General features: G+C 65.3%; 6 protein-coding genes. All 6 read right to left on the reverse strand.

Going from position 1 to position 11,989, the window contains the following annotated elements; genetic code table 11:
- Positions 1-105: 105 nt before the first annotated feature.
- The 6 genes from ACIPZG_RS26550 to recC all read right to left on the reverse strand — a co-directional run bounded on the left by ACIPZG_RS26550 (position 106) and on the right by recC (position 11,829).
- Complete coding sequence (locus tag ACIPZG_RS26550) at positions 106-606, reverse strand: OmpA family protein (protein ID WP_400718423.1); 501 nt, start codon at positions 604-606, stop codon at positions 106-108.
- 3 nt (positions 607-609) lie between these two features.
- Positions 610-1,881 (reverse strand): diguanylate cyclase domain-containing protein, encoded by a 1,272-nt coding sequence (locus ACIPZG_RS26555; RefSeq protein WP_400718425.1) that lies wholly within the window; start codon positions 1,879-1,881, stop codon positions 610-612.
- Positions 1,878-2,444: a YfiR family protein gene (locus ACIPZG_RS26560; protein WP_400718428.1), complete on the reverse strand. Its 567-nt coding sequence runs from the start codon at positions 2,442-2,444 to the stop codon at positions 1,878-1,880. The genes ACIPZG_RS26555 and ACIPZG_RS26560 overlap by 4 nt, the downstream gene beginning before the upstream one ends.
- A gap of 171 nt (positions 2,445-2,615) precedes the next feature.
- On the reverse strand, positions 2,616-4,691 hold the full coding sequence (gene recD, locus ACIPZG_RS26565) for an exodeoxyribonuclease V subunit alpha (RefSeq protein ID WP_400718431.1): 2,076 nt from the start codon (positions 4,689-4,691) through the stop codon (positions 2,616-2,618).
- Positions 4,688-8,359 (reverse strand): exodeoxyribonuclease V subunit beta, encoded by a 3,672-nt coding sequence (gene recB, locus ACIPZG_RS26570; protein ID WP_400718434.1) that lies wholly within the window; start codon positions 8,357-8,359, stop codon positions 4,688-4,690. The genes recD and recB overlap by 4 nt, the downstream gene beginning before the upstream one ends.
- Positions 8,356-11,829: an exodeoxyribonuclease V subunit gamma gene (gene recC, locus ACIPZG_RS26575; protein WP_400718436.1), complete on the reverse strand. Its 3,474-nt coding sequence runs from the start codon at positions 11,827-11,829 to the stop codon at positions 8,356-8,358. Before recC ends, recB begins: the two co-directional genes overlap by 4 nt.
- Between the last annotated feature and the right edge of the window lie 160 nt (positions 11,830-11,989).

Raw genomic sequence — 11,989 nt, forward strand, 5'->3', positions numbered from 1 at the left:
CCCTCGATCGCCGGCAAGCCGGCTCCCACAGAGAACGCGTCAGCTTTTAGGCTCGGTGCAGTACTTGTGGGAGCCGGCTTGCCGGCGATGAATGCCACGCGGATCTCAGTAAGACGCCACCACGATCGACACCCGGCGGTTTTCGGTGCGCCCGGCACTGGTCCGGTTATTCGCCACTGGCTGGGTACTGCCCAACCCACGGGTGTGAATGTTCTGCGCCGGCATGCCGACACCGATCAGTGCCTTGGCCACACTGTCCGCGCGCCGCTCGGATAGCTGCTGGTTGTACGCCGCCTTGCCCGTGGCATCGGCATGGCCATCTACCCGCACGCCCTCGATACCTACCCCCAGCAACGCCTTGCCGATCCGCTCGACGATTGCCTGACTCTGGCCGTTGAGGCTGTCCAGGTCGCTGCCAAACAACACCTTGCCCGACAGGTCGAACGCCCAGCCCTCTTCGGTCGGCGCAAAGCCTTCGCGCTTGAGCACGGCGATCTGCTCGGCCGTGAGCCCTTTGGGTGGCGTGCTCTGGCAGCCGGTCAGCGCCAGCAGGGCCAGCAGGGCCAGCAATATAGCGATGAAGGGAAAACGCAAACGATGGATCACGGTTCAGCTCCTGTTCTTGAACTCAGCGGCGGACCGTTCCGTCTGCGCCGCTTGCCACTGGCCACGGCGCTTGCGCTTGGCCTGGTACATCGCCGCGTCCGCGGCATTAAGGAGGCTGGCGGGGTCGCGGCCATCCTCCGGGTAATAGGCGATGCCGACACTCATCGAGGTAGTCAGCGTGCCGCCCTCGTCGAGCTGCATCGGCAGCTGCATGCTGGCGATGATCTTCTCGGCAATGCGCTCGGCGTCCTCGCGGGACTGCAGCGGGGTCAGCAATACCGCGAACTCATCGCCGCCCAGGCGGGCCACCAGGTCATGCTCGCGCAGTTGCGCCCGCACACGGTCGGCGACGTTGATCAGCACTTCGTCACCCACGGCGTGGCCGAGGCGGTCATTGATCTGCTTGAAGTGATCGCTGTCGAGGAACAACAGCGCCAAGTGGTCCTGCTGCCGGGCCGCATTGCGCAGGCAGCGGCTGAGGCGGCCTTCGAAGAAGGCCCGGTTAGGCAGGCCGGTGAGGCTGTCATGGCTGGCCTGGTGCGCCAGCGCGGCATTCTCGTTCTGCAGGTGGCCGTGCCAGACCTCCAGTTCGTCGAGCAAGGCGTTGAAGTCGTTGCCCAGTTCATTGAGTTCGGCGATCGGCGCTTCGGGCACGCGGCGGTCGAAACTGCGCTCGCGCCGCGCGGCATGGGCGACGCTGGCGAGGCTGCGCAATGGGCGGACAATATCGCCCAGCATGCGCCGCGACAGGTACAGGGCGACGAAGGCACTGAGCAGCGTGCAGAACAGAATGCCGCCAAGGCCGCCGAGCAGGAACAGCAACAGGCTGCGCCCCTGGCCGATCAATTCGATATGCCCGACCTTCTGCTGTTTGTGCAAGATCGGCAGGTTGACCGGTTGGTCCAGCAGCGCGGTCGCTACCTGGGCCTCCAGGAGGGCCAGCATGCCATCGTCGCTGCGCTGCCAGTGCGCCAGCACCTCGCCGTCGCTGTTGAACACCTTGGCGTCCGCCACCTCCTCGGTGCCGGCGATCAGCGCCAGCGCTTCATTGGCGGCGGCACTGTCGTCGAATACCACGGCGGCTTCGACGGTGTAGTTGATGGAGCGGGCGATCAAGTGCACGTTGTGGTTGGCGTAGACGCGCAGGGCCAGCACGCCCAGCAGGGTCAGCGAGATGCCCGCCAGGCCCACGGCCAGCAAGGCCACGGCGAGGTGCCCACGGCCGAGCACAGAGCGCAGTGTCGGGCGCACGCCTGGCTTTTTCCCCGGCTTCATGGCTGCACCGCCCGGCGCCGCGACAATTGCAGCACGCTGGGGTGGATACGCACGCCGGAGCGCGCCACCGAATCGAGATTGACCTCGAAAGCCACTTGCTCGTCGCTGACCCGCAGGCAGAACAGGCTGCCGACCGTACACGGGTCGTCGGCTTCGCTGATGCTCAGCACCGGGTGTCCACTGATGACCTCGAACAGGCGATCGCGCTGGCCTGGGTCGAGTTTGCCGATGTAAACGGCATCACAGGCCTGGGCGATCTGCCGGTCATCGGCCAGCAGGCGGCGAACCAGCAACGGCTGGCCGGCGTTCTGCACATTGCTTTTGATCAAGTCGTCGGCGTATTCGGTGGGGCCGACCAGGCATAGGCGCAAGGGCACCGGCTCGGTTGGCCAGCGCGCGTAGCTGAGGATTCCCAAGACCACTTGGGTCACGGCCTTTGCCCGCTCTTGGGCCTGCTGGGAGGGGGGTGATGCCTGTGCATGGGCGGGGCCGGCCAATAGCAACAGGGCGGCCAGCACGAGAGAAAGCGCACCGCCTGTCAACCGCTCCCTGGCCCCTGTCATGTGAGAATTCTCTCAAAACGCTATGTGAACTCGGCGCAACGATAGCACAACGCTGGCCTTCTGTAGGAGCGGAGCCTTGTGTCGTCTTTGATGGCCCTATCGCCGGCAAGCCGGCTCCCACAGTTACACCGCTGAACCCGACCTATGGGAGCCGGCTTGCCGGCGATGGGGTCAGACCTGCTCGAGCATGAGGCCGGAAATACGCCGGACCTTGCGTAACACGGCCTCTTCGAAAATGCCTTGGCGCGGTTCGATCAGGCTGAAGCAGTGCTTGGCGCGGGTGATGCCGGTATACACCAGCTCTTTGGTCAGCACCGGGTTGAGCGCATCCGGTAGCACCAGCGCGGTATGGCTGAACTCCGAGCCCTGCGACTTGTGCACAGTCATGGCGAACACCGTTTCCACTTCGTTGAGCCGGCTGGGCAGGACGAAGCGCACACCGCCGCTGCCGTCATTGCGCGGGAAGGCCACGCGTAGCAGCGGCTCGCCGTGCTCGTCGGGCAAGCGCAGGGCGATGCCGATATCGCCGTTCATCAGCCCCAGGCCGTAGTCGTTTCGGGTGACCAGCACCGGGCGCCCTTCGTACCAGGGCTGTTGGCTGTCGATCAGCCCGGCATTGTGCAGCACCCGCGCTACCCGCTCGTTGAGCCCTTCCACACCCCAGGCGCCCTTGCGCACCGCGCAGAGCAACTGGAAGTCCTCGAAGCTGTGCAGCACCTTGGCCGCCCATTGCTCCCAGCGCGGGTCGTCGAAGGCCGTGCCGGGCGCCGGGCGCAAGCGACCGATCGCACGCAGGTAGCTGCGATAGCCCTGTGGCCCCTCCGCGCCGCGGTTCAGGCCATCGAGCAGCAGGCGGTCGAAGGCACGGTCTTGCTCGCCGCGCAGGGCCAGCCCGAACACATCGCTCGGCGGCAGGCTCAGCAAGTCACGCGCCGCCTGCCCTTCTTGACGGTTGACCAGGCGCGCCAGCTGGCCGATGCCACTGCCTTCGCCAAAACGCCGAGAGAAGCGCAGCATCACCACCTGTTGGGCCAACGGGTGACGCTGGTCGTCGCCCGGCTTGAGGCCGCTGCCGGCCAACGACTGGCCGCCAATCTGCTCCAGCCAGGCTTGAGTCGCGGGCGAATAGCAACCGTCCTCGGCATCGCGGCACAGGTCGCCCAGCACCGCACCGGCCTCGACCGATGCCAACTGGTCCTTGTCACCCAGCAGCACCAGGCGGGCCTTTGGCGGCAAGGCATCGAGCAAGTTGGCCATCATCTCGAGGTCGATCATCGACGCTTCGTCGACCACCAGCACATCCAGTGGCAACGGGTTGCCGGCATGGTGGCGGAAATGCCGCGATCCCGGCCGGCTGCCGAGCAGACGATGCACGGTGCTGACATCGGTAGGGATCTGCCCGCGCACCTCGGCACTCACCTGCAAGCGCTCGACCTGCTGGCCGATGGATTCGGTGAGGCGCGCCGCCGCCTTGCCGGTGGGCGCGGCCAGGCGTATACGCAGAGGCCTGCCCTGCTCCACCGCCGGTGCCTGCAACAAGGCCAGCAAACGGACCACGGTGGTGGTCTTGCCGGTGCCGGGGCCGCCGGTGATGATGCTGAAGCCGGCGCGGGTGGCCAGGGCACAGGCCAGTTTCTGCCAGTCGACCTGGCCCGCCAGGGCCCCTGCGTCGAACAACTGTGCCAGGCGCGCCGGCAAATCTGCCGGGGCCGCCTCATGCAGGCTCAGGCGCTGGCGCAGGGTGGCATCGATGCGCCGTTCATAGCTCCAGTAGCGGCGCAGGTACAAGCGTTCGCCGCTGAGTACCAGCGGCCGCGCCTGCTGCCCGGGGGTGTCGGCGGCAGCCACCAGCGGGCTGGCGGCAATGCGTTGCAGCCAGGTGCCCAGGTCGAGGTTGGCCAGCAGTTGTGAAGGCAGCAGCAATGGGCCCGTCAGGGCATCGCCCTCAGGTGGCAGCGACAGGGCGAAATCCGGCTCTGCGAGGGTTTGCTGCAAGTCGAGGCAGACATGCCCGTGGCCAAGCTGATGGCTGGCCAAGGCGGCCGCCAGCAGCAGCAGTGGATCGCTGCCAGGGGCTCGCTCTTCGAGGAAGGACACGAATGCCCGGTCCAGCGCGCGCAACCAGCCACGCTCCACCCAGCGGTCGAGCAGCTGCAACAGATCGCCGCTGACATGTTGCGGCTGCAGCCCCAGCAACTGTTCGGCGTGCAGGGGTGTTGGCAAGAGATCGTCGAGGGTTCGGCTCATGGCGCGACTCCGGCAAACAGGTCCTGTTGCTGCGGCTGATGGACGCCACGGAACAGTGCGTCGAGCGCTTCGATCAGCTCGCGCGGTGGCTTGGCGAAGTACACGCCATGGCCACTGCTGCTGGCGCCGCGCAGGAAGATGAACAGGGCACCGCCGACATGGTGGTCGTAATCGTAGTCGGGCAGCCGTGCGCGCAACTGGCGATGCAGGGCCAGCAGGTACAACACGTACTGCAGGTCGTAGCGGTGTTCGAGAATCGCTTTTTCCATGGCCGCCGCGTCATAGGCCAGGGTGTCCGGGCCCAGCCAGTTGGACTTGTAGTCGGCCACGTAGTAGCGCCCGTCCAGTTCGAAAGCCAGGTCGATGAAGCCCTTGAACATGCCATTGAGCAGCGTCGGCTGGGCCGCAGGGCGCGCCGCCCCGGAGTGGGTGTGACGGGCTACCAGACGGTCGAGTTGCTCGGCATCGACCTGATGGCTGGCGAACCAGAATTCCATTTCGATCTGGTAGTGCTGCAACCGTGCGAGCGTGAGGCTCGCATCGCGGGCCGGCAGGGGCTCATTGAGCATCTGCAGCATCCAGTGGCTGAGGGTTGAAATCCAGCCGGTCCAGTCGCGGCGGTTGCACCGCTGGCCGACGGTACGTTCGATCAGCTTGGGGTTGGCGGCGACCTCGGCAAAGCCTTCGCGACCCGCCCATTCGAGCAGGCCATGGAGGAAGGTGCCCGGGTTCGGGCCGCGCGGGAAGCGATGGATGTCGCCGCCCTCTGCCGGTACTTCACGCACCAGTTGGGCATCGACTCCCTCATCGTCGAGCAGCTGCTGAGCTTGGGAGCTGTCGGCGCCCAGCGTCTGTTCACCGACCCGCAAGGCGCTGTAGGAGGCGATCCACCAGTGTTCGGATGCCGCACGCCGAGGCTTGCGTGCAGGTAGCAGCTCGTGCTCGGCATGGGGCGGTTGATAACACTGTTCGTCAGCCTCCGGCAGGCCTGGGCAGGCAATCTGCGGGCAACTGGACAGCAACGCCTGCAGCCAATCCGACAGCTGCGTCGAGCCCGCCAGCGGCACTCCGCCACCGAGCAGGTAGCCAAGGGCCGAACGGTGCAGCTGCGAGGTCTTCTGGGTGCCACGCTTGAGGTCGGCGACACCCAGCCAGCAGGCGTGCTGGGCACGTGTGAGGGCAACGTAGAGCAGGCGCAGGTCTTCGGCCAGGCGCTCGTCGTCGGCCAGGGCAATCTGCTCCTGGTCAGGGGTCAGGGTGAGCTGCACGTTGCCCCGGCTGTCGTGCCAGGCCAGCGGCAGGCGGCTACCGTCCACCGGTTTGCTGGTGCAGATGAACGGCAGGTAGACCAGCGGATATTCCAGGCCCTTGGACTTGTGGATCGTCACCACCTTGACCAGTTGCTCGTCGCTCTCCAGGCGCAGGATCTGCTCTTCACCGGCCTGCCCGGCGTTGGCCAGGTGCTCGGCCAGGTGGCGAATCAGCGCCTGTTCGCCGTCCAGCTCGCCGGCCGCCTGCTGCAGCAGCTCGGCCAGGTGCAACAGGTTGGTGAGAACCCGTTCCCCGTCGCTGCGCGCGATCAGGGTGCGCGGCAGGTGGAAGTCGTGCAGGAGATGGCGCAGCATCGGCAACACGCCCTGGCGCTGCCAGGTGTCGCGGTATCGGCGAAAACGCATGACCCAGCTTTCCCAGACCCGCTCGTCCTGGTTCAGCTGGTCCAGCTCGGCCAGCGACAGGTCCAGGGTCAGGCTGGCCAGGGCGGCCTTGAGCAAGCGCTCGGAATCGGGTTCGGCACAGGCCTTGAGCCAGGCCAGCAGGTCATGGGCTTCCTGGGCGGCGAATACCGAGTCCTTGTCGGAGAGGTAGACGCTGCGCACATCGCGGGCGGCCAGTTCGGCACGCACCAGCTGCGCTTCGAAGCCATCGCGCACGAGAATCGCGATGTCCGAAGGCAGGCAGGGCCGTTGTTCGCCTTGCTCATTGCGAAAACCGCTGACGCCGCGTTGCCCACCATTGAGCAGTCCAACGATGTGGCTGGCGCAACTGGCCGCCATTTGCTGGCGATACAGCGTGCTGGAGACGGGTTCGTCGCTTTCCAGTTGCCAGCATTGCAAGGCCGCGCTGGGGTGACCATCGATCAGCAGCGTTTCACTGCGGCCCTTGGCTCGTACTTCGACGAATGGCAGCGGGTTGTCGCCGTCCTCGCGGAACAGGAAGGCGCCTCGCCCTTGTTCGCGCCCTTCAGCCTGCAGGAACACCTGATTGACCGCCGCCACCATTGCCTGGCTGGAGCGGTAATTGGTATCCAGGCTGTGCAGGCGCCCAGCGGTGGCCCGCCGGGCCGACAGGTAGGTATAGATGTCGGCGCCACGGAAGGCATAGATCGCCTGCTTGGGGTCGCCGATCATGAACAGGCCGGTTTCCGCGCGGTTCTCGCCGATGCGGTAGATGCTTTCGAAAATACCGTACTGGACCGGGTCGGTGTCCTGGAACTCGTCGATCAGCGCGACCGGGAACTGCTCGCGAATCAGCCCGGCCAGGCGTTCGCCAGCGTCGCTGGCCAGGGCATGCTGCAGGCGGAGCAACATATCGTCGAAGCCCATTTCGGCACGACGGCGTTTTTCCACTTCGAAGCGGGCGGACACCCAGGCGGCAGCGTGCTCGAGCAAGCGTGCATCCGGACTGGCGAGGGCCTGCAACTGTTTCGGCAAGTCCTGCATGGCCAGCAGGGCCGGATGTTCAGGCGGGTCGCCGACTTTCCAGGCTTCGGCCAGGCCGGTTGGGGTCAGGCGGGTGAAACCGGTGCCCAGGTCGAGGTCTACTTCCTGCTCATCACCGGCCCAGGTACGCAGCTTGTCGAACCACGGCTCGAAGAAGCGAGCCTGCAGCTTGCGCCCGTCCGCTTGCTTGGCCGCCACGGCATCGCGGCAGATGTGCTGCAACTCATCGGCCCACTGCATCCACGGCGCCTTGAGTTGGCGCAGCTGATCGACCTGTTGTTGCAGCGCGGCATCGATCAGGGCTTGAGGCTCCTGCTCATCCTGATGCAGGCGCACGCGGCCAAACAACGGGCGGATGCGTGGCAGCAGCGCATCCGGGCTGCCCCAGTGGTTGCGCACCCAGCTCAGGGCCTCGCCGTGCATGCCGTAGCAGAAGCGCCGCCAGTAATCGCGCATGACCTGGCCGAGCAGGTCACTGTGGTCGGTTTCCAGGCTCTGGGTGAACAGGCTGCCACTGTCGAACGCGTGCTCGCGGAGCATGCGCTGGCACCAACCATGGATGGTCGACACGGCCGCTTCGTCCATCCACTGCACGGCAATTTCCAGGCGACTGGCACAACGTGGCCAGTGCTCTTCGGCGTAATCGTCTCGCAACTGGTGGAGCAGTGGATCGGCTGCCTGCAGTTCACCCCGGAAAAATCTCGCCGCCTCGGCCAGTCGGGCGCGAATACGCTCGCGCAGCTCCTTGGTGGCGGCGTCGGTGAAGGTCACCACGAGGATCTGCGGCGGCAGCAGTTCGCGGCCAAAGCTTTGCTCGCCACCATGGCCAAGGATCAGGCGCAGGTACAGCGCAGAAATGGTGAAGGTCTTGCCGGTACCGGCACTGGCTTCGATCAGTTGGCTGCCGTGCAGGGGAAAACTCAATGCCAGGGGACGGGCCTGGGTCATGCGCCACTCTCCGGGTTGCCCAGTGTTTGCCAGGCTGCGCTGAATAACGGGCGGTACAGGGTTTCGCACCAGCCTTCGAAGGTTTCGTCGGCGCTGAGCGCGCTGAAGTCACGGAACTGCCGGGCCAGGGCCAGGCTTTCGCTGCGCTCGCCGAAGCTGTTGCGACCGTCGCCCTCGTAGGCTCGCATGGCAGCGGCGAGGGCTTTGTCGGGGTCATCCTGGGCCAGCCAGGCGAACGCCGTCTTGGCCGCGACCGGTAGTGGCGCATTCATCGCGGCCTGGCGCGACACCAGCAAGTGGCCCAGCAGCTCGGCCGCCTGGGCCTGTGGCAGTGGGTCGAGCAACAGAGTGATGTCACTGGCCAGCAGCGCGCTGTGCAGCGGATACCCAGCGGCGCAGGCCGCCAGGTGCATGACCCAGCTGGCGATCAGCCGATGCCACTTGAGGGTGCGACCGGCACTGATGGTATTGGGCACCGTGGTGATACTCAGCAGGCTCTGGTTGTCGGCCTGGTAGACCCGGCCAAGCCAGCCCTCCAGCCGGTGGCTGCCCTGCTGAAAATGGATCGGCAGCGCGCCTTCGACCACGCTGGGCCAGCGTTGCAACAGCTGGCGGTGACGCTGCAGCAGGTCAGGCAGCGGCTGAATCAGCTCGGCCTGCAGAATCTCGCCGAACCCGGCCAGGGGCAGCACACCGCAGGCCTGCAGCCGGCGCGCCTGTGCCTGCAAGGCGCGTTCGGCCTGTTCAGGTTCGGCCATGGCTGCGCCCAGCAGGCTTTCGCTGGCGCTGTAGCGCTGCAGCGCGTCGAGCACGAACGGCTCTTCGTCCGGCGTGGGTGCTTCCAGCGCTTCGAAGAACACTTTCAGCCGCTGGCTGAAGAAATGCCGCACGGGATGGCGCAGAAAATCCTGCAACTGCGTCAGGGTCAGGGCTTCATCGCTGGCATAAGGGGGCAAGCCTGGTTCAGGCAGCGCAGCCTCATCGGCCTGCCGGTGCAGCAGCTGCCATTCATGGGCATAGCTGAACAGCGCGCTACCTTTCTGGAAATAGCGTGGGCTGAAGGGTTGCAGCGGGTGCTCTTGAGTCAAGGCATGCAGCAACTGCTCGCCCGCTTGCGGGTCGTCGCCGACACCGGCCAGACGCCAACCGGCGGCCAGATGATCGCGCAGTTGGCCAATCAATACCGATGCCGGACGCTCGCTGTTGTCGCGAATGCTACGGCCGACCCAGCTGATGTAGAGCTGATCGCGTGCCGAAAGCAGCGCTTCGAGTAGCAGGTAACGGTCATCTTCACGGCGCGAGCGATCGCCCGGTCGGTAGTCGCTGGCCATCAGGTCGAAGTCCAGCGGCTGCTGCGCGCGCGGATAGTCGCCATCGTTCATGCCCAGCAGGCAGACAACACGGAAGGGGATCGCGCGCATGGGCATGAGGGTGCAGAAGTTGACGGAGCCTGCGAGAAAACGCTGGGACAACTTGCCCTGGTCCAACCCCGAGAGCCAGGCCTCGCGCACGACAGTGAGGGGTAGCAGGTCTTGCAGGCCGACCCCTTCGCAGACTTCCAGCCAGCCATCGCGCAGCTCCTGCAATTGCATCAGCAAAAACGCGTCGTGCTCACCTTCGGCCAGGAAGAATACTTGCAGCAAGGCGTGCAAGCGCTCGCCCCATTGCGCCGCTGTCGCGGGCTGGGACAGTACCTGGTAGGCCACATCGAGGGCATCGAGCAACGCCACCAGCGGGCCGATAAGTGCGGCATCCAGCCCGCCGATCTCGTCATACGGCTCGATGCCATCGCAGCCCTCGCCCACGCCCACCGCATAGCCAAGCAACATGCGGCGCAGACCGAAGCGCCAACTGTTCTGTTCCAGGCCATCGGGTAGGCCAAGGGTGGCACGCTGTTCGGCATTCAGGCCCCAACGGATACCCGCGCCTTCGATCCAGCGGTGCAGCGTTGGCAGGTCGCTTTCGCGGATACCGAAGCGGGCACGCAGGGCCGGCACATCGAGCAGGTCGAGCACTTCGCTCACCGCGAAGCGGCTGTCTGGCAGCTTGAGCAGGTGCTCGAGGGCGATCAGCAAGGGATCGCGGCCGCGCTGGCCCTGGTCGGTCAAGGTGAAGGGGATGTAACGTGGGTCGTTGCGCTGCAACTGGCCAAATACGGCGCGGATATGGGGGGCATAAGTGTCGATTGCCGGCAACATGACGATGACATCACGCGGACGCAACGTCGGGTCGGCACTGAAGCGGGCGAGCAGCTGGTCGTGCAGGATCTCCACTTCCCGTTGCGGGCTGTGGGCAACGTGGAAGCGGACCGATCGGTCCTTGGTCAGATCGACTTCAGACCACAGCTGGCGGGTCTCTGCGAGGGGGCGCAGTTCGAGGATATCGTCTTGCAGCTGGTTGAGCAGCGTGGTGGGCTGCCCCTCGCTGAACAAGTCGATGCGTCCTTCGCTGAATGCACCTTGGTAGCTGCCTGGATCGTCGTAGCTGTCGAGCAGGTTGATGTAGTCGCGGCCCTGTTTGCCCCAGGCGGCCAGCAAGGGATGGGCATGCTGGTGCAACGACTCGTCATCCAGCTGCAGTGGCATGCCTTGCTTGCGTTGCTGGCGCTTGTACTGGTGGCGGAGCAAGTCCTTGTCCGCAACGATGTCAGCCCAGTGATGGCGGCAAGGGTTGTGTACGCACAATAACACCTGGCTGAAGCGGGCAAGGCCGGCCAGCGCTTCCAGTGCCTGGGCTGGCAAGGAGGAGATGCCGAACACGATCACGCGCGAAGGGAGGCCGGCAGGCGGTTGCTCAAGGCTGTTGATACGCTCGATGAAGCGTTGGTGCACGCCTGCTCGGCTCTGGGCCATGCCCTGCTCGCCAACATCCTCCAGCAACGCTCGCCACAACTCGGCCTGCCAGCGATTGCCGGGGGCCAAGGGTTTGCGTTCGCCACGTGCCGTGTTGAGCACGTGGTTGCCGGCAGCCCAGTCCTTGAGCCAGTCGGCCCGGTAGACCTGGTACTGGTCGAACAGGTCAGCTAGGCGCTCTGCCAGCTGGTAGCGTTTACGCAGGTCGCCGTCGTCGGTGAGAAAGCGCCGCAATGGCTCGAAGTGGGGGCGTTCGATCAGCTCCGGGAGCAAACGCATGAGGCGCCAAGTCAGGGGCGCCTTGTCCAGCAACGAGACCTCGGGGATTTCATCGCGGCCCAGCACCTGTCTGTACAGCTGCCACATGAAGCTACCCGGCAGCTGCACATCGATAGCCGCGGCGATACCGCATCCCCCAAGGTCATCTTCCTGTGGGTCCTCGGCCAAGGCCAGCTTGAGCCATTGGGCAATGCCATTGCTCTGTACCAGCGCAATTTCGTTTTCCAATGGCGCCAGTGGGTAACGGCGCATCCAGTTCACAACCAGGCTGCGCAGGTCGTCCAGGCGGTTGCCGTGGACAATCATGAAGCCAGGATGGAGTGAAGTGGAGTTGGCCATTCAAGATCCTCTGCAGGCTGCTTCGAAATGATGGGGAACGATATCATGGCTGACAAACAGCCAGAAAAGACAAAACCCCTACCTGCTCGCGCAGATAGGGGTTTTGCGAAATGAATCTTGACGATGACCTACTCTCACATGGGGAAACCCCACACTACCA

This window comes from Pseudomonas sp. NPDC089395 (genome assembly GCF_044749525.1).
GTDB lineage: Bacteria > Pseudomonadota > Gammaproteobacteria > Pseudomonadales > Pseudomonadaceae > Aquipseudomonas.

What these genes read in the sequence shown, in the direction of transcription:
- recB (WP_400718434.1), bottom strand. Translation starts at nt 8,359, where the DNA reads ATGACCCAGGCCCGTCCCCTGGCATTGAGTTTTCCCCTGCACGGCAGC.
- ACIPZG_RS26555 (WP_400718425.1), bottom strand. Translation starts at nt 1,881, where the DNA reads ATGAAGCCGGGGAAAAAGCCAGGCGTGCGCCCGACACTGCGCTCTGTG.
- ACIPZG_RS26560 (WP_400718428.1), bottom strand. Translation starts at nt 2,444, where the DNA reads ATGACAGGGGCCAGGGAGCGGTTGACAGGCGGTGCGCTTTCTCTCGTG.
- recD (WP_400718431.1), bottom strand. Translation starts at nt 4,691, where the DNA reads ATGAGCCGAACCCTCGACGATCTCTTGCCAACACCCCTGCACGCCGAA.
- recC (WP_400718436.1), bottom strand. Translation starts at nt 11,829, where the DNA reads ATGGCCAACTCCACTTCACTCCATCCTGGCTTCATGATTGTCCACGGC.